16 protein-coding genes are annotated in these 25,409 nt (G+C 60.4%); 6 read left to right on the top strand and 10 right to left on the bottom strand.

Annotated elements, in window-relative coordinates:
• Nucleotides 1-31 precede the first annotated feature (31 nt).
• The 9 genes from BLS87_RS06345 to BLS87_RS06385 all read right to left on the bottom strand — a co-directional run bounded on the left by BLS87_RS06345 (nt 32) and on the right by BLS87_RS06385 (nt 18,336).
• Nucleotides 32-2,122 (bottom strand): putative bifunctional diguanylate cyclase/phosphodiesterase, encoded by a 2,091-nt coding sequence (locus tag BLS87_RS06345; protein WP_074751153.1) that lies wholly within the window; start codon nt 2,120-2,122, stop codon nt 32-34.
• Between the two features lie 127 nt (nt 2,123-2,249).
• Nucleotides 2,250-3,740 carry an efflux transporter outer membrane subunit gene (locus BLS87_RS06350; protein ID WP_074751155.1) on the bottom strand — a complete coding sequence of 497 codons (1,491 nt, stop codon included), beginning with the start codon at nt 3,738-3,740 and terminating at the stop codon, nt 2,250-2,252.
• Complete coding sequence (locus BLS87_RS06355) at nt 3,737-6,844, bottom strand: efflux RND transporter permease subunit (protein ID WP_074751157.1); 3,108 nt, start codon at nt 6,842-6,844, stop codon at nt 3,737-3,739. The genes BLS87_RS06350 and BLS87_RS06355 overlap by 4 nt, the downstream gene beginning before the upstream one ends.
• A gap of 112 nt (nt 6,845-6,956) precedes the next feature.
• Nucleotides 6,957-10,052, bottom strand: a complete 3,096-nt coding sequence (locus BLS87_RS06360; protein WP_074751159.1) for an MdtB/MuxB family multidrug efflux RND transporter permease subunit — start codon at nt 10,050-10,052, stop codon at nt 6,957-6,959.
• A complete protein-coding gene (locus tag BLS87_RS06365) occupies nt 10,049-11,395 on the bottom strand; it encodes an MdtA/MuxA family multidrug efflux RND transporter periplasmic adaptor subunit (RefSeq protein WP_074751407.1) in 1,347 nt (448 codons plus the stop codon). Before BLS87_RS06365 ends, BLS87_RS06360 begins: the two co-directional genes overlap by 4 nt.
• A gap of 194 nt (nt 11,396-11,589) precedes the next feature.
• Entirely contained in the window at nt 11,590-12,090 is a 501-nt protein-coding gene (tpx, locus tag BLS87_RS06370) for a thiol peroxidase (protein WP_074751161.1), read from the bottom strand.
• A gap of 108 nt (nt 12,091-12,198) precedes the next feature.
• A complete protein-coding gene (locus BLS87_RS06375) occupies nt 12,199-15,828 on the bottom strand; it encodes a translocation/assembly module TamB domain-containing protein (protein ID WP_143024323.1) in 3,630 nt (1,209 codons plus the stop codon).
• A gap of 59 nt (nt 15,829-15,887) precedes the next feature.
• The gene (locus BLS87_RS06380; RefSeq protein ID WP_074751162.1) at nt 15,888-17,618 is read right to left on the bottom strand and encodes an autotransporter assembly complex protein TamA; all 1,731 of its coding nucleotides are present in this window, start codon (nt 17,616-17,618) and stop codon (nt 15,888-15,890) included.
• 67 nt (nt 17,619-17,685) lie between these two features.
• A complete protein-coding gene (locus BLS87_RS06385; RefSeq protein WP_074751164.1) occupies nt 17,686-18,336 on the bottom strand; it encodes a GNAT family N-acetyltransferase in 651 nt (216 codons plus the stop codon).
• A gap of 210 nt (nt 18,337-18,546) precedes the next feature.
• Between BLS87_RS06385 and xthA the strand changes: the two genes are divergently transcribed.
• Together xthA and BLS87_RS06395 are read left to right on the top strand one after the other, a co-directional pair.
• Complete coding sequence (gene xthA, locus BLS87_RS06390) at nt 18,547-19,359, top strand: exodeoxyribonuclease III (RefSeq protein ID WP_074751166.1); 813 nt, start codon at nt 18,547-18,549, stop codon at nt 19,357-19,359.
• A 128-nt stretch (nt 19,360-19,487) separates the two neighbouring features.
• Nucleotides 19,488-20,843, top strand: a complete 1,356-nt coding sequence (locus BLS87_RS06395) for a substrate-binding domain-containing protein (RefSeq protein WP_074751168.1) — start codon at nt 19,488-19,490, stop codon at nt 20,841-20,843.
• Nucleotides 20,844-20,983: 140 nt separating this feature from the next.
• On the opposite strand, the gene BLS87_RS06400 is transcribed toward BLS87_RS06395, so the two are convergent.
• Entirely contained in the window at nt 20,984-22,216 is a 1,233-nt protein-coding gene (locus BLS87_RS06400; RefSeq protein ID WP_074751170.1) for an acyl-CoA dehydrogenase, read from the bottom strand.
• A 193-nt stretch (nt 22,217-22,409) separates the two neighbouring features.
• Between BLS87_RS06400 and BLS87_RS06405 the strand changes: the two genes are divergently transcribed.
• The 4 genes from BLS87_RS06405 to BLS87_RS06415 all read left to right on the top strand — a co-directional run bounded on the left by BLS87_RS06405 (nt 22,410) and on the right by BLS87_RS06415 (nt 24,918).
• A complete protein-coding gene (locus BLS87_RS06405; protein ID WP_074751172.1) occupies nt 22,410-23,357 on the top strand; it encodes a LysR family transcriptional regulator in 948 nt (315 codons plus the stop codon).
• Between the two features lie 75 nt (nt 23,358-23,432).
• The gene (locus BLS87_RS34895; protein ID WP_279616204.1) at nt 23,433-23,555 is read left to right on the top strand and encodes a hypothetical protein; all 123 of its coding nucleotides are present in this window, start codon (nt 23,433-23,435) and stop codon (nt 23,553-23,555) included.
• 28 nt (nt 23,556-23,583) lie between these two features.
• Nucleotides 23,584-23,964 (top strand): MerR family transcriptional regulator, encoded by a 381-nt coding sequence (locus BLS87_RS06410; protein ID WP_074751174.1) that lies wholly within the window; start codon nt 23,584-23,586, stop codon nt 23,962-23,964.
• A 54-nt stretch (nt 23,965-24,018) separates the two neighbouring features.
• A complete protein-coding gene (locus tag BLS87_RS06415) occupies nt 24,019-24,918 on the top strand; it encodes a hydroxymethylglutaryl-CoA lyase (RefSeq protein ID WP_074751175.1) in 900 nt (299 codons plus the stop codon).
• The last annotated feature ends 491 nt before the right edge of the window (nt 24,919-25,409 follow it).

Genomic DNA, 25,409 nt, shown 5'->3' on the forward strand with positions numbered 1-25,409 from the left:
TTGCTTTTAGTGTTGTGCAAAGCGTGAAACGTCAAAGCGTGCTCTCGGATACGCGGTTCTGCGCCGCGCTAATATCCGCCATGAAGCGGTCCGCTGGCAATGGATGCCCCAGTAGATAACCCTGCAACGAGTCGCAGCCCAAGTGGGTCAGGAAACTTTGCTGACTGCTGGTCTCCACGCCCTCTGCCACGATGCGCAAATTCAGCGCCTGCCCCAGCGCCACGATGGCCGAGACAATGGCGGCATCGTCGCTGTCATTCTCCAGATCGCGGACAAACCCACGGTCGATTTTCAGTTCATTGGCGGGCAAGCGCTTGAGGTACATCAGGCTGGAGTAACCGGTGCCAAAATCGTCGATCGACAAATCCACGCCCATGTCCGACAGCTGCTGGAGCACCATCATGCTCGCATCGGCATCGCTCATGGCCGTGGTTTCAGTAATCTCCAACGTGAGGCAATTGGCGGGCAAACCATGCGCCGCAAGCGATTGCGCGACGTTTTTCACCAGCCCTGCGTGGGAGAACTGCAACGCCGACAGGTTCACTGCAATGCGCCAGTGCGTGTAGCCGGCGTCGAACCAGACGCGCATTTGTCGACAGGCTTCGTTGAGCACCCACTCGCCGAGGTTGATAATCAGACCGGTCTTTTCCGCCAGCCCGATGAATTTATCTGGCATCAACAGGCCGTGCTCCGGGTGATTCCAGCGCACCAGCGCCTCTGCACCGACGGGCTCTCCCGTACCGGCGGCGAACTTGGGCTGGTAGTGCAGGCAGAACTGGCCTTCACGCAGCCCGACGCGAAGGTCCTGAAGCAATTGCAACTGGTTACGCGCGTTGGTGTTCATCGACGCATCAAAGAAGCTGTAGCCGTTCTTGCCGGCACTTTTGGCGTGGTACATCGCCGCATCCGCGTTCATCAACAGCTCCTGCTGTGTACGCCCGTTGCCAGGATACAGACTGATGCCGATGCTGACCGTCACCTGGAGATCATGGTCCTGGACGGTGAACGGCTTGCCCACCAAGGCGACTTGACGCGAAGCGACGGTCGTTGCATCGTCGATCTCCTCGAGTTCGACCAGCAAGACGAATTCGTCGCCGCCGATGCGCGCCAGGGTGTCATGGCGATGGAAGTTATCGCGCATGCGCAACGCGACTTCCCGCAGCAGTTGATCCCCGACATGGTGGCCGAAGGCATCGTTGACCGGTTTGAAGCCGTCCAGGTCCATGAACATCAAGGCGAACAGGCCGCCTTGGGAATCGACCTTGCGCATCGCTTGTTCGATACGGTCGGCCAGCAGAATCCGGTTGGGCAATCCGGTCAGGGTGTCGTGCAAGGCCAGTTGGGTCAGCTCCCTATTCGCCTCGCTCAGCGACTCCGCCAGTTGCGCGGTGCGGGCTTCCAGGCGGGCGTCCAGAACCGACGTGAGCAAGGTGATGGTCAGCACGGCAAGGGTGGTGACCAGGACCAGTTTATCCAGCCCGTCCGTGCGCAGGCCGTTCACGGCGGCACCGCAGAAGCTGCCTTGAGGGAAATTCGCGGCGGCCATGCCGGTGTAATGCATGCCGACGATGGCGAACCCCATGATCACCGCAGCCCCGCCACGGGCCAGCCGCACGTACGGCGTTTCCTTGCGCAGACGCAACGCGATACACAGCGCCGCGGCCGACGCCGTGACCGCGATGACCAGGGACAGACCAAACAGCGTCGGGTCGTAATCAATACCCGGTTGCATGCGCAGTGCAGCCATGCCGGTGTAATGCATGGTGCTGATGCCCGTGCCCATCGCGAAAGCGCCGAACAGGACATGCAGCAAAGGGACATGTCGGTGGCTGACCAGCCACAGGGCGAAGCCTGATGACAGAATGGCAACTGCCAGCGACATCAGCGTGAGGCTGAGATCGAAACCGAGGTCAATGGGTAACTTGAACGCCAGCATGCCGATGAAGTGCATGGACCAGATGCCAATGCCCATCGACAGCGCGCCGCCGCAGATCCACATGATCTTCGCCCGGCCGAGGGCCGTGGCCACTCTTCCCGCCAGATCAAGCGCGGTGTAGGAAGCAAGCATGGCCACCAGAATGGAAACCAGGACCAGCGACAACGTGTAGTGTCCAATCAGCATGGGGCGCGACTCATGACTCAACCAGATAAGGCTTCACAGCCCTGGAATAGGGCGGCGATTGTACCCAATCCGCCAAGAATGTTCGCGGCAGCCCGTCGAAATTATGGCAAATAGCCTTTATTCATGATCAGCGTCTGGATATCTCGGGTTCATGCGTCAGGCCGGTTTCGGCATTCCAGCCACCCCCCAATGCCGCGATCAACTGAACGCTGGCAATCAGCCGGCTTTGCAGCAATGTCAGCACACTGCGCTCATTACTCAACGCTGTGGTTTGCACGTTGACGACATCTAGATAGCCAATCAAACCGGCCTTGTACTGATTACTGGTCAGACGCAGGGAATCGCGGGCGGCGTCCAGTGCCTCTTTGCGCACCCCGGCTTCCTGCTCATAGACGCGCAATTGCGCCATGTAGTCTTCCACTTCCTTGAAACCGTCCAGGACGGTCTGACGGTATTGCGCAACGGTTTGGTCATAGAACGCTTCGGTGCGATCCACTTCGGCCGCGCGCTGACCGCCATCGAACAGGGTCATGGCCAGTTGCGGCCCAACCGACCAGAACCGGTTCGGCAGGCTGATCCAGTTGCTGAAGGTACTGCTGCTGTAACCACCATTCATGCTCAGCGTCAGGTCCGGGTAATACGCCGCTTTCGCCACGCCGATATTGGCATTTGCGGCCATCACCGACCGCTCTGCTGCTGCAATGTCCGGACGGCGCTCAAGCAACTGCGAGGGCAACTGCACCGGAATCTGCGGCAAGGCCGGGACGCTGGTGGTGGGCGCCAGACTGAAGTCGGCAGGCGCCTGCCCCATCAGCACCGCAATCGCGCTTTCAAACTGCGCGCGCTGCCACGCCAGGTCGATCAGGTCGGCTTGCGTGCTTTTCAACTGGGTTTGCGCCTGAGCCACCGCATCGCGCCCGGAAACGCCCGCCCGGTACTGGTTTTGGGTCAATTTGAGCGAGCGCTCATAGGTATCGACCGTGGCTTCCAGCAAACGCTTTTGCTCGTCGATGACACGCAGTTGCAAGTAGTTTTGCACCAGTTGCGATTGCAGACTCAGCTGCATCGAGGCGAGGTCCGCCAGGCTTGCCTGAGCACTGGCCTTGTCCGCCTCCAGTCCGCGTCGCAGCTTGCCCCAGATGTCCGCCTCCCAGCTGACGCCCAGTTGCGCGTTGTAGGTGTCACGAATCCCGCTGCTGGAGCTGCTGAGGCTGGAACTGCTGCTGCCGGTGCCCTGGCTTGAGCGATTCTTGCTGGTGGTCAGGTCCAGCGTCGGGAAGAACGCGCCCCGTGCACTGCGCACCAGCGCCGCCGCCTGACGGTATTGCGCTTCGTACTGCGCGACCGTCTGGTTTGAGGTGTTGAGTTTCTCCACCAGACCGTTCAGTTGCGCATCGCCATAGATCTCCCACCACGCGCCGCGTGCAATCGCGTCACTCGGATTGGCCTGGGTCCAGCCTTCGGCTTGCTTGAAGTGCGCGGGCGTCGGCATGTCCGGCTTTTTATAGTCCGGGCCCACCGCACACGCGCTGAGCAGCAGCGCGCACAAGGCCACCGCGAAGGTGCGCTGCAAAGGCAGCAATCGCTGGGGTACAGAAACGTTCGGACGATGGGTCATAGCGGAGTTTCCAGGGCAGCATCCGTTCGCACGCCGCGCCATTTATTGACGCGATGCCGCAAACGGTCGAGATAAAGGTAAACCACAGGCGTGGTGTAGAGCGTCAGAATCTGGCTGAGGATCAAGCCGCCGATGATGGTCAGGCCCAGAGGACGGCGCATTTCCGCGCCTTCGGCACTGCTCAGCAGCAATGGCACGGCACCGAGGATCGCCGCCAGCGTGGTCATCAGAATCGGCCGCAGCCGCTGCAGGCAGGCATTGCGGATGGATTCCAGTGGCGACATGCCGCTGCCTCGCTCCAGCTGCAAGGCCAGGTCGATCATCAGAATGGCGTTCTTTTTCACCACGCCGATCAGCAGAAACAGGCCCAACAGCGAGATCAGGCTGAACTGCCCGCCGGTAAGATAGATGCTTAGCAGCGCACCGACCCCGGCCGACGGCAGCGTCGACAGAATGGTCAGCGGGTGCACATAGCTCTCGTAAAGAATGCCAAGGACCAGGTAGACCGCCACCAATGCCCCGAGGATCATCCACGGCTGGCTTTTCTGCGTGGCGGCAAAGGCATCGGCGGTGCCCGCCATTTTCGCAATCACATCTTCGGGCAACCCTACCGCAGCCACGGCACGCTCGATGGCCGCCGTGGCTTGATCCAGCGTCACGCCATCGGCGAGGTCGAAGGAGATGTTGTCCGAGGCGAACTGCCCGTCGTGGTTGACCCGGTCATCCTCAAGACTGCGTTCGTAGTGGGCGATGGTCGACAGCGGTACGCGCGCGCCGTCTGCGGTGATCACCTGAACCTGCTCCAGCGTGACCGGGTCGAGCGCGTACTTGGGATTGACCTCCATCACCACCTGATACTGGTTCAGCGGGTCATAGATGGTGGACACCTGACGCTGGCTGTAGGCGTTGTTCAGCACCGTGGTGACCATGTTCATGTCGATGCCCAAGCGCTTGGCTGCGTCGCGGTCGACCATCAATGTCACCTGCTGCGTACCGCCGCCGTCATGGGCATCAATGGCCGTCAGTTCCTTGAGCGACTTCAATGCGGTGACCACTTTCGGGTACCACAGGCGTAGGCTCTCCAGATCGCCGCTCTGCAGGATGTATTGGTACTGCGAAGAGGTCTGCTCGCGCCCGCCGCCCAGTTGCAAGTCCTGGTCCGGCTGCAGGAACAGGCGTCCGCCCGGAACCTGAGGCATCTCCTTGCGCAGACGCTCGACCACTTGCTCGGCGCCGATCTTGCGCTCGGCGATCGGCTTCAGCCGCACGATGATGAACGCATTGCCCGTGCCGCCGTTGCCGCCGATGAAACCGGCGACGCTTTCCACCGCCGGGTCCTTGAGGATCGCGTTGCGAAACACATCCATTTTTGGCTGCATGACCGAAAACGACAGGCCGTCGTCTCCGCGCACGAAGCCCATCAACTGGCCGGTGTCCTGCTGCGGCAGAAATGTCTTCGGCACGACCACGTACAACACGATGTTCACGCCGATGGTAAGCAGCAGGGTCAGCAGGGTCAGGCGGCGATGACGCAGCGCCCAGCCGAGGCTGCGGTCGTAGCCGGCGACCATGCGATCGTTGACGCGCTGGCTCCAGCGCTGCAAGCGGTTTTCCGTGCCGGGCACATGGGGCTTGAGCCAGCGGGCGCAGAGCATGGGCGTCAGGGTCAGCGAGACGATCAGCGACACCACGATCGACGCTGACAGCGTGATCGAGAACTCACGGAACAGGCTTTCCACCAAGCCGCCCATAAACAGAATCGAGATGAACACCGCCACCAGCGACACGTTCATCGACAGCAGCGTAAAACCGACTTCCTGCGCGCCGAGGTACGCCGCTTTCATGGGCGGCACGCCCTCGTCGATGTGGCGGGAGATGTTCTCCAGCACCACGATGGCATCGTCCACCACCAAGCCCGTGGCGAGGATCAGCGCCATCAGCGACAGGTTGTTCAGCGAAAAGCCGCACAGGTACATGATCGCGAACGTGCCGACCAGGGACACCGGTACGGCCAGCGTCGGAATCAGCGACGCGCGGAAGTTACCCAGGAACAGGAACACCACGATGATCACCAGCACCACGGCAATGAGCAGCGTCATTTCGGCTTCGTGCAACGTGGCCTTGATCACCGGTGAGCGGTCCATGGCCAGGTCCAGCTTGACGCTGGACGGCAGCACCGCCTGCAACGCGGGCAACTGAGCCTTGATCGCTGCGACGGTCTCGATGATGTTGGCACCCGCCTGACGGTTGATGACCAGCAGCACCGCCGAATTTTTGTTGAAGAAGCCGCTGTTGTAACGGTCCTCGACCGAATCCTTGACCTTCGCCACGTCTTTGAGCCGCAGTGCGGCACCGTTCTGATAGCGAATGATCAGCGGCTCGTAATCCTTGGCTTTTTCCAGCTGATCGTTGGCCTGCACCTGCCAGTTATGGTCGGCGTTCTCGACGAACCCTTTGGGCCGACGCACATTGGAGCCGGAAATCGTCGTGCGCACCTCGTCCAGCGATACGCCGTACTGATCGAGCAACTTGGGTTCGAGCTCGACCCGCACCGCGGGCAACGAACTGCCGCCAATCTGCACTTCGCCGACGCCGTTCACCTGCGATAGGCTCTGCGACAGAATCGTCGATGCCAGGTCATACAGCTGGCCTTTCTCCAGCACGTCCGAGGTCAACGACAGCACCATGATCGGCGCCTGGGACGGGTTGACCTTTTTGTAGGTCGGCATGCTGCGCATCCCGCTCGGCAGCAGGTTGCGCGAGGCATTGATTGCCGCCTGCACTTCACGGGCCGCACCGTTGATGTCGCGGTCCATGTCAAATTGCAGAATCACCCGCGTTGTGCCCTGACTCGACCGGCTGCTCATGGTGTTGACCCCGGCAATGGTGCCCAGGGATCGCTCCAACGGTGTCGCCACGCTGGACGCCATGATTTCCGGGCTGGCACCGGGCAACGATGCCGTGACCACGATCACCGGAAAGTCCATGTTCGGCAGCGGCGACACCGGCAGCAGCCCGAAACTCATGCCGCCCAGCAGCATGATCGCCAGGCTCAGCAACATCGTCGCCACCGGCCTGCGGATGAAAGGGGCCGAGAGGTTCATGAGCGACCGTTCCAGGCCGCAAGCTTCAAGCTGCAAGCAAGAGCAAACGCCCACGCGTGCGCAGTTCTGCGTCTCGCTTGCTGCTTGACGTTTGAAACGTGCAACCGACCGGTCATACCGCCACCTCGGTCTTGCCCGAACGGCGGAACCGGCGCCCCATGCGATCGAAGTACAGGTAAATGACCGGCGTGGTGAACAGCGTCAGCACCTGACTGACCAGCAAGCCACCGACCATAACCAGGCCCAGGGGCTGGCGCAACTCGGCACCGGACCCGGTGGCGAACATCAGTGGAATCGCGCCGAACAGCGCTGCCAAGGTGGTCATCAGGATCGGCCGGAATCGCAGCAGGGCCGCTTCGTAAATGGCGGTCTGCGGATCAACGCCGCGGTTGCGCTCAGCGTCCAGCGCAAAGTCGATCATCATGATCGCGTTTTTCTTCACGATGCCGATCAACAGGATGATGCCGATGATCGCGATCATGCCCAAATCATTGCCGCTGAGGATCAACGCCAGCAAGGCACCAATCGCCGCCGACGGCAGGGTCGAGAGAATGGTGATCGGATGGATGTAGCTCTCGTACAGCACGCCCAGCACGATGTACATGGTCACCACGGCGGCCAGCACCAGCAACAAGGTGCTGGACAGCGAGGCCTGGAAGGCTTCGGCAGCACCCTGGAATTCAGTCTGCACGCCGATCGGCATGCCGATGTCTTTCTGCACCTGCTCGATCACCTCAACCGCCTGCCCCAGCGCCACGCCGGGCGCCAGGTTGAACGACATCATCACCGCCGGGAACTGGCCGATGTGAGTGATGGCGAGCTGCGCCTGACGCTGCTCGACCTTCGCCAGGCTCGACAGTTTGACCTGCCCCCCATCGGTGGTCTTGACGTGGATCTGGTCCAGCGCCTGCGGACCCAGGTCGCTCGCTGCAGCGGCCTGCAGCACGACACGGTACTGGCTAGCCTGGGTGTAGATGGTGGAGATCTGCCGCTGGCCGAACGCGTCGTACAACGCGTCGGTGATGTTGGCCACCGTCACGCCCAGACGACTGGCGGCGTCACGGTCGATGTTCAGGTACACCTGCAAGCCCTTGTCCTGAAGGTCACTGGCGACATCTGTCAGTTCGGTACGCGCGGCCAGCGCCTCCACCAGCTTGTTGCTCCAGAGACTCAGCAGTTCGGCGTCCGGCGACGACATGCTGAACTGATACTGCGTACGACTGACGCGGTCCTCGATCGTCAGGTCCTGCACCGGCTGCATGAACAAGCGGATGTCGGACAATTGATCGACCTGCGGCTGAATGCGTTGAATCACCTGGGTGGCGGTCAGGTCGCGCTGATTGTGAGGCTTGAGGTTGATCAGCATGCGACCGCTGTTCAGCGTTGCGTTATCGCCGTCGACCCCGATGTAAGAAGACAGGCTCGCCACCGCCGGGTCTTGCAGGATGATGTTCGCCAGCGCTTGCTGCCGCTCGCTCATGGAAGCAAACGACACCGATTGCGGCGCCTCGGAAATCCCCTGAATGACGCCCGTGTCCTGCACCGGAAAGAAGCCCTTCGGCACGGCCAGGTACAGCAACACGGTAATGCCCAGGGTGGCGATGGCGACCAGCAGGGTCAGCGGTTGATGCTTGAGCACCCATTGCAACTTGCGACCGTAGGCGCCGATCAGCCAGTCGATCCAGACACCGCTGGCGCGATAGAACCGTCCCTGCTCCTCTTCCCTGGGTTCACGCTTGAGCAGCCGGGCACACATCATCGGCGTCAGCGTCAGCGAAACCACCAGCGAAATCAGGATCGCTACCGCCAGGGTGATGGCGAACTCACGGAACAACCGCCCGACCACATCCGCCATGAACAACAACGGGATCAAAACCGCGATCAAGGAGATGGTCAGCGAAATCAAGGTAAACCCGATCTGCCGCGCGCCTTTGAGCGCCGCCTGCAACGGGGTTTCACCCTCCTCCAGGTGCCGGGAAATGTTTTCCAGCATCACGATGGCATCGTCGACCACGAAACCGGTGGCGACGGTCATGGCCATCAAGGTCAGGTTGTTGACCGAAAAACCGGCGAGGTACATGACGCCGAAGGTGCCCACCAGCGACAGCGGCACGGCCACGGAAGGAATGATGGTGGCGCTCAGGCGCCGCAGAAACAGGAAGGTGACCAGCACGACCAGAACGATGGAAATCAGCAGTTCGTGCTGCACATCGCTGACCGAGGCGCGGATGGTTTGGGTACGGTCGGTCAACACCACCACGTCCAGCCCGGCAGGCAGGTTATCGGTGATGCTCGGCAACAAGGCCTTGATCCGGTCGACCACTTCAATCACGTTGGCGCCGGGCTGACGCTGGATATTGAGCAGGACCGCCTGATTCTGGTTTGCCCACGCGGCAAGCCGTTCGTTTTCCGCGCCGTCGACAATCTGTGCGACGTCCTTGAGCCGCAGCGGGCCGCCGTTGTTGTAGGCCAGGATCAGGTTGGCGTATTCCTCGGGGGATTTGAGCTGGTCGTTGGCATCGAGCATCGACACCCGGGTCGGACCATCGAAATTACCTTTGGGCGTATTGACGTTGGACGCCGTGACCAGCGTGCGCACGTCCGACAGGTTCAGACCGTTGGCCGCCAAGGCATCCGGGTTGACCTTGATCCGCACCGCCTGACGCTGGCCGCCGGCGATGCTGACCATGCCGACGCCGCTGATCTGCGCGATCTTCTGCGCCATGCGCGTATCGACCAGATCATTGAGTTTGGGCAGCAGCATGGTTTTGGAGGTAATCGCCAGGGTGAGCACGGGCGTGTCGGCCGGGTTGACCTTGTTATAGGTCGGCGGTGCCGGTAAATCGTTCGGCAACAGGTTGGTGGCACCGTTGATGGCGGCCTGCACTTCCTGCTCGGCGACATCCATGTTGATGTCCAGGCTGAAGCGCAAGGTAATCACCGAAGCCCCGCCGGAACTGGTGGACGCCATCTGCGTGAGGCCTGGCATCTGCCCGAACTGGCGCTCCAACGGCGCGGTCACGGCACTGGTCATCACCTGCGGGCTGGCGCCGGGATACAACGTCATCACCCGGATGGTCGGATAGTCCACCTGGGGCAACGCCGACACCGGCAGCAAGGTGTAAGCGATCAGGCCGGCCAGCACGATGGCCAGCATGCTCAGCGTGGTCGCGACGGGCCTGAGAATGAACAGGCGTGACAGGTTCATACGTTGCCTTTTTTCGCGGTCGCGGCGTTGGCCGACTCACCGGACGCCTTGTCCTTGGACGGCTGGCCCTGCAGTTTCTGCCCAGGCGTCACCGGCACGTCCTTGCTGTCGTTGACCACGTCCACGTCGCTGCCGTCCTTCAGGCGGTCGGTACCTTCCAGCACCACGCGATCGCCAGCGACCAGGCCTTCGGTCACGACCGTGGTGTTTTCATCGCTTGGCCCGGTTTTCAGCGAGCGAATGCGGACTTTCTTGTCGCCCTCCATCACGTACACGAAGGTGCCGTTGACGCCGAACTGAACCGCTGCCGAAGGCACCAGCACCACGTTTTTCAGGGTGGTCGCCAGCAGCCGCGCGTTGACGAACTGATTAGGGAACAGCGCTTCGTTGTCGTTATCAAAGCGCGCCTTGAACTTCAGCGTGCCGGTGGTGATATCGATCTGGTTGTCGATGCTTGCCAGCACACCCTTGGCCTGCAATTTCACGTCACCACGGTCCCACGCCTCGACAGGCAGCTTGTCGCCGCTGCGGTAATGGCCGATCACGTCCGCGAGGTCTTTCTCCGGCAACGTGAAGTTGACGGTGATGGGCTTGGTTTGGGTGATGACCGCCAGGGCGGTGGTGTCGTTGGCGGCGACCAGGTTACCGACGTCCAGCTGACGGAGACCGATGCGGCCCGAGATCGGCGCCCGGATTTGCGTGAAGTCGAGGTTAAGCTTGGCGTCACCCACAGCCGCCTGATTGGTCTTGATGGTGCCTTGGTACTGTCCGACCAAGGACTCCGCGGTGTCGAGGGTCTGCTTGGCAATGCTGTCTTCTTTGTACAGGTCCCGATAACGCTGTACGTCGATTTGAGCATTCTTCAGCAACGCCTGGTTCTGCATCAGCGTGCCTTCGGCCTGTTGCAACGCAATCTGGTAGCTGCGTGGATCGATCACTGCCAGCAGATCCCCCGCTTTGACCTGCTGACCTTCCTGGAAGTTGATCTTCATCAACTCACCGGCGACCCGACTGCGCACGTTGATGGTGTTCATCGCAGTCACGGTGCCCAGGGCCTTGTAGTAGATCGGGAAGTCACCGGTCGTTGCCGGCGCCACGCGGACCGGAACCGGGCCGGTGGAGCCGCCGAAACCCGGGCGCTGGCCCGTCACTTTCCCCGCGCCGCCACTGCGGCTGGCGCCCTTGTGGGCCTGACCGGATTGCTGCGCGCTGGCATCCGTCTTGGCTGACGAGCCCGGCCAGTACCGCCAACAGACGCCTGCGACAATCAATAGGACCAGCAGGCTGATCAGCCAGCGGCGGGAGTTACGGGAACCAGACGATTGCATGAATAAGTCAACCAGTGTGCGCGTGAGCGTCTTCGGGAGGCTGAACAATAAGCATAGTTAGGTGCCAAGCAAAGGGCCTTTACCGGCAATTTACCGAGTGCTTACTTAGGTAAGGTGTTGACCTGCAAATAAAAACGGCCTGATCGAGTCAGGCCGCTTTGTGTTGCGAAGTATTGCCGTGTGTTATCCGGCAATACGCAACGAACGACTTACTTGAGCACGGCCAGTGCGGCGTCGTAGTTCGGCTCCTGACCGATCTCTGGCACCAGTTCGCTGTGCAGGACGTTGTCGTTTTCGTCCAGCACAACGACAGCGCGGGTGGTCAGGCCAACCATCGGGCCGTCAGCGATTGCCACACCGTAGGCTTGCATGAAGTCAGCGCCCCGCATGGTGGACAGGTTTTTAACGTTTTCCAGGCCTTCGGCACCGCAGAAACGCGCTTGCGCGAAGGGCAGGTCGGCCGAGATGCACAGCACCACAGCGTTGTTCAGTTGGTTTGCCTGGGCGTTGAACTTGCGCACCGAGGTGGCACAGGTCGGCGTGTCGACGCTTGGGAAGATGTTCAGCACTTTGCGCTTGCCGGCAAAGGTTTCCAGGGTCACATCAGACAGATCGCCACCGACCAGTTTGAAAGCAGGCGCCTTGCTGCCGACCTTTGGCAGTTCGCCGCTGATCTGAACCGGGGAGCCTCTACGAGTCACTTGAGCCATGAGCTGAGTCCTTATTTTGAGGTTGCGGGAAAGACAGGAAGTTAACCACGATTCGGCCTGACGACCTACTGGCAGGCATCACTTTGTTGTCGTTGATGCCTTCGCCCTTTAAAAATCCCGTTTATAGAAAATATCCAGCGAACTGGCGACACCGCTCGCCGCCTCCACGTACACCTTCTTGCTCAACAGGTAGCGCAGGGCGATCGTGTTCGCCGGTTCGAACACCCCTACCCCGTACCGCAAACTGAGTTTGTCGGTGATCTTGCCGCTGGCAACCACCGCGGTGGTGTCGCCGCTGCCGGAGGTGTCCAGATCGAAGTCTTTGATCCCGAGATCGGAGGCCAGTTTGCCCGCTGTCGACGAACTGCCGGCCAACCCAAGGGCCAGCGCGGCCTGAGCCATCAGGTTGTTGTCTTCGCCATTGGTGGCCAACGGGCGGCCGAGCACCAGATAGGACAACGCCTGTTCCTGGCTCATCGCAGGCTCGGAAAATACCGTGGTCGTTGGCTGTTCGGCGCTGCCACTCAGGCGAATACCGGCAATCACGTCATCGGTCTGGCGGATCGCTTCGATGTCCAGATACGGTTGATCCACCGGCCCCGCGAACAACAGCCGCGCTTTGCGAATGGTCAGGCGCTGGCCATAGGCGCGATAACGGCCATCATTGAGGTTCAGTTCGCCGCGGGTGTCCAGGTTGTCGCCAATGTGCACGTGTCCCGCAAGGTTGGCCGTCAGACCAAAACCGGTGAAGCTCAACTTCTCCTGACCGACTTCGACGTTGATGTCCATGGCGATGGCCATCGGCGGTTTGCCCGCTTCGGTCTGCGCGCCAACGATCACCGTATCATCGGACACTTTGACAGTGGATGGCGGCAGTTGGCGCACGGTGATCTCGCCTTTGGGGATCAGTACCTTGCCTGACACCGCCAGCCGATCGCCCTGCAGGCTGATCTTCAGATCGGGTGTCGCTTCGAGCTTGGCGTAGGGCTCGACGGTGATGGGCAGACGCGAACCCTGCAGGTTGACATTCACGTCCAGCGCGTCAGCCCAGGCGATGTGCCCGCCAAGGCTGCCTTGACCTGTCGCACCGCTGCGCCAGTTGCCCTTCAACTGAACGTTTTCGCCCGCGATCAAGGCTTGCACGTTGAGTTTTTCAAGGGTGATCGGCAATTCCGGCCCGGACACCTCGCCGTCGCTCAGCACCACACTGCCGTTGACCTGCGGTGCCAACAGACCACCCGAGATGCGTCCGCTGCCGTTCAGCTTGCCGTTGAGCTTTTCAACCATTGTGACGAAGGGCCGCGCCACGGACACATCCAGCCCCGTCAGATTGAACTCGCCATTGACTGGTTTGTTCTTCGCAACGGGATCAATGCTCAAGCGTGCCAGCAGGTCACCCAGCTTGCCTCCCCGAAAATCCAGCGTCGTGTCGACTTTCTTGGGCGTCAGGCTGCTCGTAAGCCTAAGCGTCTGGTAAGGAAAATCCAGCCACTGGTTTTTTTCCTTGACGCGCAACGTGCCGCCACTGGCGTCGATCACCACCTGACCGTTGGGCCCGGACGCCGGCAGGTCCAGTTGGACATCGGCGTTCAAGGCACCTTTCCACGCAAAGTCCTTGGGCAACCACTGCGCCAGACTGTCCAGCGGGAACTGTTTGAGGTGATAGCGCAAGCGCGGATCAGGCATCAGGCGCTGATCTTCGCCACAGAGGCTGGCAGGGCCCGACAGCCAGCAATGCGCACCAAAATTGATTTTGCCGTCAGCCAGACGCTCAAGTTTCGCCGGTTGCTGGAGCTTCCAGTCCTGCCCGCCCGTTTGCACATCACCACTGGCAAGGCGGCCCCGCCAATTGCCTTGGTCGAGCGTGCCGTCCAGCCCCAACGCGAGCTTGAGCAATGGCCCTTGCAGGTCAAGCTTGACCTGTTGACGCTTGATGTCGCCCTGGCCGTTCACAACGAGCGTGCCCAGTGCGGTGTCACCCACCTGAATGCCGCTGGTTTTCAGATCGAGGGTTGCGCGTTGCGTAGCGTCCAGCTTCGCCGACAGGTTCAGGCTTTGCAGCTTGCTATCCTCGTACGCCAGTTGCGTACCTTGCAAACCCAGTTGGCCCTGCGGCGCCTGTAGCGTGCCAGCCAGATCGACCCGGCCCTTGACCTGCCCCTGCAAACGCGGCCAGAGCTGACCGAGGCGCGGCAAGTTCAGGTCCAGTTGCGCGCTCAGCTTCTGTTGCAGGCTACCGGTGCCCTGAATACGGTTGTCACCCAGGCGAATGTCCAACGCGCTGACGTTCCACCTGTCCCCTGCTCCGTCCGCCTTGGCCTGCATCACCGCAGGCTGCCCGCGCAGGCGCCCCTTGAGGTCAAGGTCGGCATTCAGAGTCAGCCGCTCATCCCTGAAGGATCCCTTGCTGCGCAGCGGACCCGCCAGGGATCCCGGCAGCTGCGCCACCCAGAACGAAGGGTCGATGGCGCTCAAATCGAGAGCCGTGTCCCAGGCGACTCCGTCGGCGAACTGCACGTCAAGGTGACCATTGGCCTTGCCTTGCCCCGCCACCAACTCAAGCTGCGGCAGGAAAATCTGCTGTAGATCACCGCTGAACGGACTTTTCAGGCTGAAAGGACCCGCCGGGCCTTTGAAGTCACCGACGAAGTTGCCCAAGTACTTGCCGTCGGTGTAGGAAATCTCGCCATTAAAGGTATGAACACTGACTTGTGGCTCGTCGATCACCGGATACAGGCGGTGCCAGGGGAAATCCAGCCAGTCGACCTTTGCGTCTGCACTCAAGCCCTTCTGCCAATCCAGCGATCCGCTGAGCTTCAGCCGCTGCTCGTCACTGGCGGTCAGGTCCAGGGTATTGATTTGCGCACCTTTGGCATCGACCCGTCCCTGCAATGCCAGCGTCACCGGTCCCTGCTCGGCAGGCAGGCTCGCATTGCCGACAATGGCGTACCCCTGCGCCAGATCACCCTTGGCGTTGAGCGTCACCTGGTTGAGTTGCAGCGTATCGGGCAAATCTTTGCTGGCTTTGAAACCGTCACTGGTGATCGCCACGTCCGCCGGCAGATTCTCCACCAGCGGTTGCAACTGCCCCACCAGCTTCGCCTCGATGTAGCCGCTCGTCTGGGCGTTCACATTGAGGGTTTTGAGCAGGTCGCCGGCCACATTCAACGCCAACGACAGTGGCTGACCACTGACAGCAGGCAGCTTGATTTGGCCTTGTGCAGTCAGCGGCCAGTCACCCATGGGTTTCAGCAAACCCGTGAGGTCCAGCACGATGTCGTCGCGCTGCGCGTGCACGGAATCGATCTTCAGACCGTCTGCCGTCCAATGGGCGGCGAGCTGGACGTCGCGCACCTGCTCGGTGCCGTCCAGGTGCAGGCTGCCGATCTGAACCTCGCCCAGTTCGATGGCCACCGGCAACTTGAGCGAAGGCAGCGTCATCGGGCCGCTGCTGCCTTCGTCGTTGGAGGGTGCAAAGTGCAGGCGGATATCCGCGGTCTTCAGGGTGTCGATGCACAAGGTCATTCGCATCAGACACGACGGCGACCAGTCGAACGCCGGCGCGTCGACCTCGACCTTGCTCTCGCCTTGCTGCCAGACCAGCGAGTCGGCCTGCCACGCGCCACCCAGGTGGCCGGAGAAATGCTGGACCTGCAAGCCCGGCACCCACGTCAACACCCAACGACTTCCGGCTTGTGTCCCAAGCAACAGCCCCAATGCGCTCACGACCAGAACCATCAGGGTCAGAACACTTGCCACGAAAATAAGTGAAACACGCTTCAACAGTGCCGCCTTTGTCACAGTTCAGGCCCCATCGAGAAATGCAGGCGAATGCCGCCGTCATCATCCAGCGCGTGCGCGAGATCCAGACGCAGCGGTCCTACCGGTGAAACCCAACGAATACCGATACCGACACCGGTTTTGAGGCTCGGTAAATCCAGCGAGTTGAACGAGTTGCCCTGGTCGACAAAGGCCGCAATGCGCCACTTTTCAGCGATGGAGTACTGGTATTCGGCACTGCCGGCAATCATGTAGCGGCCGCCGATCTTGTCGCCGTCGGAGTTTTCCGGGGACAGTGACTGATAGTCGTAACCCCGAACGCTCTGGTCGCCACCGGCAAAGAATCGCAACGAAGGCGGAATGGACTTGTAACCGTTGGTGGCTGTACCGCCCACTTGTACGCGGCCCAAAAATCGGTGGTTCTGCGCAACCGTGGTCAGCCCTTTGATCAGTGCCGTGCCGTGCAGCACGTTGGCGTCCGAGCCCAGGCCTTCCTTCGCCACCTCGGTTTCGAACTGCAGACGGTAACCATTGTGCGGGTCAATCCGGTTATCGCTGCGCAGATAGGAATAGCTGATGCCGGGCATCAACAAGGTGCTCAATCCTTCATCGTTGCCCAGACGGTACTCTTCACGCTGCCATTTGAGGGAAATGACCCGTTCCCAGCCGCTGGGCAATTTGCTGTGCCACTCAGGACCTACCGTCAGCAGTTTGCTGAGGCTGTCGGTGTCGGCGATTTCTTCGTATTGATAGCCGCCGGCGAATCGCAGTTTATCGGTCAGCGGCGGATCCAGCGGGATGTCATAAAACAGACCGACGTTCTGGCGTGGCGCCGACAATTCGGATTCGAAGCCGTAGCTGTGGCCCTGCGCATTGGCCCAGTGACGGGTCCAGTTGGCTTTTACCCGTGGCCCGACGTCAGTCGAATAGCCCACACCCAGCCCCAGGGTGCGAGGCTTGCGGGTCTGCAACTGGACATCGACCGGGATCACCCGACCTTGTGCATCGGTGGGTGAAGCATCGACACGAACGCCTTCGAAGTATCCGCTCGATTGCATGGCCTGGTTGAGCTCGGCGATCAACTCGGAATCGTACGGCGTGTCCTCCTTGAAGGGCACCATGCGTTTGAGCAGGTCTTCATCGAACGGCGCATCACCGCTGAACGTCACTTTACCCAGCGAGAACCGGGGTCCGCTGTCGTAAACCAGCTCGATGTCGGCAACACCCGCCCGCGGGTCAACGGACAGGCGCTGAACCACAAATCGCCCCTTGAAAAAACCGTAACGGGCGGCCTGATTCTGGATCAGACGCTTGGCGTCTTCGTAACGACCATGGTTGAGCACGGCCCCCGACCTGAGCGCTTCGCTCTTGGGGACTTTGAAGGCCTTGAGCTGACGCGCGTCGCCTTCGATCCGAACCGTGACGTTACGCAAGTGCACCGGCTCGCCGGGCTCTACCGTGAGAACAAGGTGCAGGTCCTTATCGGTCCGCTTGACCTCGGTGTCGATCTGCGCCTGGTAATAACCCAGCGCCTGGGCCGCTTTCTGCGCCTGCTCGACAGCGCCCACGCTGAACCGCTCGAGCGCCTGTTCATCACGCTCGCCGAGGCTGCCCACGTACCCTTCAATGTTGGATTTGAGCTCGGAATTGGACGGTTTGATCCGCACATCCAGCTGAGCATCGGCGAACGCCGCACAGCTGGAAAACATCAGGATAAAACCACTGGTGAATCGACCGGGAAACTTCATAGGCGCGGATGCTAACACGAGCGGCGGGTGCTTCTGGAACCCGCAGGGGTGAACAAAAGATCCGCGGTCAGACCATGGAACCCATTGAAACCTGAGGACTTGGGTGAAAAAAGACGTGCTCTCGGATGGGTCCTACAGCCACCTCTCCAATCTCCTCATAACCCTGTCGTTTATAGAACTCCAGATAATGCTCATTGCCGGTGTCCAGCACGATGCCTTTTGAATGATCGTCCACGGCGCACCAGTCGTGCAGCGCTTGCAGCAACTGCTCACCGTAGTGTTTGCCCTGAAAATCGGGATGGATGCCCAGCAGCGGAAGGACGTGGACTTGATCGGAAGGCAGGCACGCCAATACGGCCTGGTAATACTCCAGATACCGTTGGGTACAACGAAGTCCGGTGCTCATCACCATGCGCAACCGCCACGCCCAGCTTTCGGTAATGCCCAAACGCCGTTGCGGCGGCGCGATAAGGGCAACGCCCACCAGCCGGTCCTCGACAAACAGCCCAAGCGCCGGCATGTCTTGCAGGAAGTGCTGCTTCACTAGTTCGCGAACCGTTGCGCGTACTCGATGCTCATAACCGGACCGGCCCGACTCGAACAAATAGCCGAAGCTCGGCTCATGCCGATACGCCTGGTACAGCAACGACCGAGCTTCGCGGGAGTAACCGCTGTCCAGTTGACGGATGTCGGCCGGTGCATTCGCTGATTCAGGCATGTGATCGTGTCCCTTTCGATAACCCGACTCGTTCGGACGGGTTGATGGTGTCAAGCGTTCGAGTGGCGGGCCTTGACGACAGTTCCGATGAGTTTCCCAAGCATTTCCCACAGCGTAGCAGCCGGTCGATGACCGAGATTGCCCTTGAGGCTGGCCGTTGGCAGGAAGGTCGGCTAGCATCGCGGTTTGTTTTTGCCAGGACTGCCGTCTATGAAAATTGTGTCTTTCAACATCAACGGCCTGCGCGCCCGCCCGCATCAATTGGCGGCGCTGATTGAAAAACACCAGCCTGACGTCATCGGCCTTCAGGAAACCAAGGTCTCGGACGAACAGTTCCCGCAGGCTGAAATCGAAGCGCTGGGCTATCACGTGCACTTCCACGGGCAGAAAGGTCACTACGGCGTTGCCCTACTCTCTCGCCAGGCACCACTTTCGCTGCACAAAGGCTTTGACAGCGACGACGAAGAGGCTCAGCGGCGGTTTATCTGGGGCACCTTTGCCGACCGCAATGGCCTGCCGGTCACGATCATGAACGGCTACTTCCCGCAAGGCGAAAGTCGTGACCACCCCACCAAATTCCCGGCCAAAACCAAGTTCTACGCCGACCTTCAGCAACTGTTGGAAACCCGGTTCTCCAACGACCAGCCGTTGGTGGTCATGGGCGACGTCAACATTTCGCCGGAAGACAGCGACATCGGCATCGGTCCGGACAACGCCAAGCGCTGGCTGAAAACCGGCAAGTGCAGCTTCCTTCCGGAAGAGCGCGAGTGGATGGCCAAACTCAAGAACTGGGGGCTGGTGGACAGCTTCCGTCATCTGTACCCGGAAGTGGTTGATCAGTTCAGCTGGTTCGATTACCGCAGCCGCGGCTTCGAAGACCAGCCCAAACGCGGCCTGCGCATCGACCTGATCCTGACCTCCCATGGTCTGCAGCCAAGCATCCTCGCTGCGGGCGTGGATTACGATCTGCGCGGGATGGAAAAGCCCTCGGATCACGCGCCGATCTGGCTTGAATTGAGCTGATCCACGGCGGCTGCGCTGCCGCCAGCTGCCATTGTGAACAGCCACTGACGAACCCCTGTGGCTGTCACATCGCCGTCATGCATCTGTCTTATTCTCCGGCATCTCTCGCCCATAAGAAGATGCCGCACATGCAGCGCACTCGCTTTTTTTTACACGCCATCGCGGTCTGCCTGCTGCCAGCGCTTGTGCTCCACGCGCGCGCGTCCACCCTGCCCGTCCCTGCAGATGGCACGCCCGCGCTGCGCATTCAGGGCTCCAACACCATCGGCGCGCAACTGGGCCCTGCGTTGGTCATCGGGCTGCTCAACCAGCAAGGCGCGCAGGCCATCCAGCAGCAACCCGGGATCAGACCCAACGAATCGCGGATTGTCGGCCAACTGCCTTCAGGCCAGGCGGTCGCTATTGATATCGCTGCTCATGGCTCAAGCACGGGATTCACCGCTCTCAAAAACGGTCAGGCGGACCTCGCCGCTTCCTCACGTCCCATCAAGGACGCTGAATTCAACGAGCTGTCCGGCCTCGGCGATCTGCGCAGTCATGATGCCGAACAGGTGATCGCCATCGACGGCGTTGCGGTCATACTGCACCCGGCCAATCCGTTGCGCGAACTGAGCACTGCGCAACTGGCGAAAGTCTTCTCCGGCGAGATTCATGACTGGGAGCAACTGGGCAGCACCGGCGGCCCCATCCATGTGTACGCCCGAGACCAGCAATCCGGTACCTTCGATACCTTCAATGAGCTGATACTGGCGAAATTCGGTAAGACACTGGCGCGTGACACCCGGCGTTTCGAATCCAGCGAAGCGCTGTCCGACGAGGTCAGTCATGACCGGCAAGGGATCGGCTTTATCGGCCTGCCCTATGTCCGGCAGGCCAAGGTGGTGGCGATCAGCGACGGGACGTCGAAGCCCATGCTGCCCAGCATCAGTCTGATCGCGACCGAGGACTACCCGTTGTCACGCCGGTTGTATTTCTACCTGCCGCCCGACGCCAGGCAGCGATGGGCCAAAGCGCTGGTGCGTTTCGCTCAAAGTCCGCAGGGGCAGTCCATCGTCGCGCAGAACGGTTTTGTCGCGCAGACCGTGCAGGCGGTGAAAGTACGGGCCACTTCGGAAATGCCCGCGGAGTACCAGAATCTGACCCGTGAAGCGGAACGGCTGTCGGTTAATTTCCGCTTCGCGCAGGGCAGCGCGACCCTCGACAACAAGGCTCGCCTGGACCTGAAACGGGTCGCCGACTACCTGAAAGTCCACGACCTGCTCAACCAGAAGGTCACGCTGGTCGGGTTTGGCGACTCAAAGAGCGACCCGGTACGGGCCCAGTTGCTCTCCAGACTCAGGGCCATGGCAGTGCGCCGGGAGTTGCTGAAAAGCGGCGTGATCCTGCGCGATGTGCGCGGTTTCGGCGACGAAATGCCCGTCGCTGCAAATGACGCCGATGAAGGCCGGATCAAGAACCGCCGCGTTGAGGTGTGGGTCGAGTGAACCGATCCTGAGGCGGGATCCCTGGATTACCACGCGAGCCGATGCTTGCGCAGGTTCCATGGAGAGGATCGGGTGCACCGCAGCCTTGGCGAACAGGCTGCTGGTGCTCAAGCGCTCCCTGGATCATCGAGTCTGAACACTCAGCGCTGCTCGCTGCGCATCATCTCTTTGGGCACGTACTTGCCCACTTCGTATTTGCCGATGGCTGCGCGGTGCACTTCATCCGGGCCGTCGGCCAATCGCAGGGTGCGCTGCATCGCGTACATGTAGGCCAGCGGAAAATCGCCGGAAACCCCTGCTCCGCCGTGGATCTGGATCGCCCGATCGATGACCCGCAACGCCACGTTCGGCGCGACCACCTTGATCTGCGCGATTTCGCTTTTGGCCACCTTATTGCCGACCGTGTCCATCATGTACGCCGCTTTCAGCGTCAGCAGGCGTGCCATGTCGATTTCCATGCGCGAGTCGGCAATCTTGTCGATGTTACCGCCCAGGCGCGCCAAAGGTCGGCCGAACGCAGTGCGCTGTACCGAACGCTTGCACATCAGCTCCAGCGCACGCTCCGCCATCCCGATCGAACGCATGCAGTGGTGGATACGGCCAGGGCCAAGACGCCCTTGCGCGATCTCGAAACCACGGCCTTCGCCCAGGAGTACGTTTTCGTAGGGCACGCGTACGTTATCGAACAGCACTTCAGCGTGACCGTGAGGGGCATCGTCGTAGCCAAATACCGGCAGCGGCCGCACGATCTTAACGCCCGGCGCGTCGGTCGGCACCAGGATCATTGAGTGCTGTTGGTGACGCGGTCCGTCAGGGTTGCTCAAGCCCATGAAGATCATGATTTTGCAGCGCGGGTCACAGGCGCCTGACGTCCACCATTTGCGGCCATTGATGACCCACTCATCGCCACCGCGCACCGCACGGGCAGCCATGTTGGTGGCGTCCGATGAGGCGACGTCCGGCTCGGTCATCGCGAAGGCAGAACGGATTTCGCCGCGCAGCAAAGGCTCCAGCCATTGCTGCTTCTGCGCTTCGCTGGCATAGCGCACCAACACTTCCATGTTGCCGGTATCGGGCGCCGAACAGTTGAACGGCTCCGGCCCTAACAAGGAGCGGCCCATGATTTCCGCCAGCGGCGCGTATTCGAGGTTGGTCAGGCCGGCGCCGAGCTCCGATTCGGGCAGAAACAGGTTCCACAATCCCTCGGCTTTGGCCCGCGCCTTGAGTTCCTCCATGATCGCCGTCGGCTGCCAACGATCCCCCTCTGCCACCTGCCGCTCAAACACGGGTTCGGCCGGGTACACGTAAGCATCCATGAACGCGGTCACGCGCTCGCGCAGTTCCTGGACCTTGGGGGAGTAAGCGAAATCCATGGGCAGCTACCTTCTGATGAGGTGGTTTCAAGTCATGGCACGATGCTAGAACAGGCCTTTCCATTTATCTAACCTATTCTCGGCGTGTATTAACATTCATAACCGATATATGATCAGGCCAGTTCCTGAACGACAGTACCAAGTCGGGCCGGACAACAGCCCTAATAACAAAAGCAGCGTGAGGCGCACAGCAATGAACCTGAGCAAGGTCGATCTCAATCTCTTTATTGTGTTTGACGCCATCTACACGGAAGCCAACCTGACCCGCGCCGGTCAGATCGTCGGCATCACCCAACCTGCGGTCTCCAACGCGCTGGCCCGTCTGCGGGAAACCTTCAACGACCCGCTGTTTGTCCGCACGGCTCAAGGCATGGTGCCCACGCCGATGGCGCAGAACATCATCGGCCCGGTGCGTAACGCACTCTCGCTGTTGCGCGTCTCGGTGCAGGAGAGTCGGATTTTCAACCCGCTCCAGGCCAACAAGAACTACCGCATCAGCATGACCGACCTGACCGAGGCCATTATTTTGCCGGCGCTGTTTCAACGGCTTCGCCGACTGGCGCCGGCAGTGACCATCGAAAGCTTCCTGTCCAAACGCAGGGAAACCACTAAAGAGCTGGCCGCTGGGCGGCTTGATTTTGCCGTGGACGCGCCGCTCAACACCGACCCTCAAGTGCGGCACGTGAAGTTGATGGAAGACAACTACGTGTGCGCCATGCGCCGGGGCCATCCGCTCGCCAACAAAGCCGCCATCAGCCTGGACGACTATTTGTCAGTGGCTCACATTCATATCTCCAGCCGCCGCAGCGGTTTGGGTTATGTGGACCTGGCGCTGGGGAAAATGGGCATTCAACGTAAAATCGCCCTGCGCTCGCAGCATTACCTGATGGCTTCACAAGTGCTGCAGCAGACCGACATGGTCATGACCGTCCCGGAACGCTTCGCGCGCCGCAACGACCTGCATTTCGTGTACCTGCCTGTCAACGATGTCCCCACCGTGGAGACCCACCTGTATTGGCATGAAAGCACCGACCAGGATCCAGCCAATCGCTGGATGCGCGAGCAGATCATTGAGCTCTGCCAACTGGTCACCGCTCAAGAACGCAAACTTGAGAAAGAACTTGAAGCGGCGGTTAAGTAATACAGATCAATAGGTTGTAACCCATCATTAAGACCGATTCGAGAAGATTGACGGTGGGAATTGCCTGGCTCGCGAATGCGTCAGATCAGTGAGGTCAACGGTCCAGACCTGACGCCTGCGCCAGCCAATCGGCTCCTGCAGATCGAAGCGCGTCGCTCAGGCCAGCTTGACGTTTACGTCAAGGTCGCCGTACGTTAGCTCGACGCCTTCTCGCACGAGCCTTTTCATGACGAATCCGACTTACAGTATTTCCGACCTCGCACGCGAGCTGGACATCACCACGCGCACCATCCGCTTTTACGAAGAGCAAGGCATGCTGTGTCCTGAGCGTCGCGGCCTGGAGCGTGTCTATTCGGCCCGGGACAAAGTCACCCTCAAGCTGATCCTGCGCGGCAAGCGCATCGGCTTTTCCTTGGCTGAGTGCCGGGACTTGATCGGCCTTTACGACCCGACCGGTGATAACCAGAAACAACTCACCACGATGCTTACGAAGATTGCAGAGCGCCGCGCGCAGCTCGATCAACAGCTGCTGGACATCGAGCAAATGCAACTGGAGCTCGATACGGCTGAAGAGCGTTGCAAGGCTGCGCTGAGCAAATCCCTTTGATGACAGTGTGTTAAACGCTGTTTCTAGAAACTCGTTGATACAGGAATGCCTGCCATGTCCCTCCCCCAACGCGTACGCCTGGTAGAAGTCGGCCCACGAGACGGCCTGCAGAACGAAGCCCGCCCGATTGACGTTGCTGATAAAATCCGCCTGGTGGATGACTTAACCCACGCTGGCTTGGGCTACATCGAGGTCGGCAGCTTCGTCTCCCCCAAATGGGTGCCGCAAATGGCAGGTTCGGCAGAAGTGTTCGCCGGCATCCAGCGTAAGAAGGGTGTCACCTACGCGGCACTCGCGCCGAACCTTCGCGGCTTTGAAGACGCCTTGACCGCCGGGGTCAAGGAGGTCGCGGTGTTCGCCGCCGCTTCGGAATCGTTTTCCCAACGCAATATCAATTGCTCGATCAGCGAGAGCCTTGACCGGTTCCTGCCGATCATGGAGGCCGCTCGCCTGCACGGCATCCAGGTGCGCGGGTATGTCTCCTGTGTGCTGGGTTGCCCGTATGAAGGCGCGGTGTCGCCCAAACAGGTGGCGGCAGTGGCCAATGAACTGTTCGCCATGGGCTGTTACGAAGTGTCATTCGGCGACACCATCGGCACGGGCACGCCTGGCGCGACGCGCGAATTGTTCAATGAGGTGGCTGGCCAGATACCGCGCAGCAAACTGGCCGGGCACTTCCACGACACCTACGGCCAGGCGTTGGCCAATATCTATGCGGGCCTGCTGGAAGGCATCCAGGTCTTCGACAGCTCGGTCGCCGGGCTGGGTGGCTGCCCTTATGCCAAAGGCGCGACGGGCAATGTCGCCACTGAAGATGTGCTCTACATGCTGATGGGCCTTGGCATCGACACCGGCGTGGATCTGGACGCGTTGGTTGCCGCCGGGCAACGCATCAGCGATGTGCTCGGCCGGGCCAACGGCTCGCGAGTGGCAAAAGCACGTTTGTCGGGCTAATGTGCGACAACTTGTCACACAGTGTTACCCTCACCGGCATTGAGACACAGAAAACGGGTAACACGGAAACACCGAGTCACGATTTTCATGACCCCTTGTTTTCAAGCTTTTCTGCGAAGCCCCGTTTTTCGCGGGCCTGCGCAAGATTCGAAAAAGTTGGCATGGCTTCTGCTATGTCTTACGTACAACAAAAATAACAAATAGCAGCAAACCAATAAAAACAAGACGTAACGGCTCTGACATAACAAGAACAACACGGACAGAGGCGTAGCTAACTGATTTTTTTGGAGTGGATCGCTTTGTGAGGCTTGTCCTCTCGACCGTACAGAGAACAATAAAACTACCTTCAGGTAGCGACCGAACGGGTTGAATCGCAAGATCGAAGCAGTATCAGCGCTCAAAAAAATACGTTTGCTCTTGACCCCGTATGGGGGTCGCTCAAAAAAGCAAAAAAGGTCTGGCCACCAAAAACAACAACAGGCCGCCTAAAA

This window comes from Pseudomonas abietaniphila, from assembly GCF_900100795.1.
Taxonomy (GTDB): Bacteria; Pseudomonadota; Gammaproteobacteria; order Pseudomonadales; family Pseudomonadaceae; genus Aquipseudomonas; species Aquipseudomonas abietaniphila.

What these genes read in the sequence shown, in the direction of transcription:
- BLS87_RS06345 (WP_074751153.1), bottom strand. Translation starts at nt 2,122, where the DNA reads ATGCTGATTGGACACTACACGTTGTCGCTGGTCCTGGTTTCCATTCTG.
- BLS87_RS06350 (WP_074751155.1), bottom strand. Translation starts at nt 3,740, where the DNA reads ATGACCCATCGTCCGAACGTTTCTGTACCCCAGCGATTGCTGCCTTTG.
- BLS87_RS06355 (WP_074751157.1), bottom strand. Translation starts at nt 6,844, where the DNA reads ATGAACCTCTCGGCCCCTTTCATCCGCAGGCCGGTGGCGACGATGTTG.
- BLS87_RS06360 (WP_074751159.1), bottom strand. Translation starts at nt 10,052, where the DNA reads ATGAACCTGTCACGCCTGTTCATTCTCAGGCCCGTCGCGACCACGCTG.
- tpx (WP_074751161.1), bottom strand. Translation starts at nt 12,090, where the DNA reads ATGGCTCAAGTGACTCGTAGAGGCTCCCCGGTTCAGATCAGCGGCGAA.
- BLS87_RS06375 (WP_143024323.1), bottom strand. Translation starts at nt 15,828, where the DNA reads ATGGTTCTGGTCGTGAGCGCATTGGGGCTGTTGCTTGGGACACAAGCC.
- BLS87_RS06380 (WP_074751162.1), bottom strand. Translation starts at nt 17,618, where the DNA reads ATGAAGTTTCCCGGTCGATTCACCAGTGGTTTTATCCTGATGTTTTCC.
- BLS87_RS06385 (WP_074751164.1), bottom strand. Translation starts at nt 18,336, where the DNA reads ATGCCTGAATCAGCGAATGCACCGGCCGACATCCGTCAACTGGACAGC.
- xthA (WP_074751166.1), top strand. Translation starts at nt 18,547, where the DNA reads ATGAAAATTGTGTCTTTCAACATCAACGGCCTGCGCGCCCGCCCGCAT.
- BLS87_RS06395 (WP_074751168.1), top strand. Translation starts at nt 19,488, where the DNA reads ATGCAGCGCACTCGCTTTTTTTTACACGCCATCGCGGTCTGCCTGCTG.
- BLS87_RS06400 (WP_074751170.1), bottom strand. Translation starts at nt 22,216, where the DNA reads ATGGATTTCGCTTACTCCCCCAAGGTCCAGGAACTGCGCGAGCGCGTG.
- BLS87_RS06405 (WP_074751172.1), top strand. Translation starts at nt 22,410, where the DNA reads ATGAACCTGAGCAAGGTCGATCTCAATCTCTTTATTGTGTTTGACGCC.
- BLS87_RS34895 (WP_279616204.1), top strand. Translation starts at nt 23,433, where the DNA reads ATGCGTCAGATCAGTGAGGTCAACGGTCCAGACCTGACGCCTGCGCCA.
- BLS87_RS06410 (WP_074751174.1), top strand. Translation starts at nt 23,584, where the DNA reads ATGACGAATCCGACTTACAGTATTTCCGACCTCGCACGCGAGCTGGAC.
- BLS87_RS06415 (WP_074751175.1), top strand. Translation starts at nt 24,019, where the DNA reads ATGTCCCTCCCCCAACGCGTACGCCTGGTAGAAGTCGGCCCACGAGAC.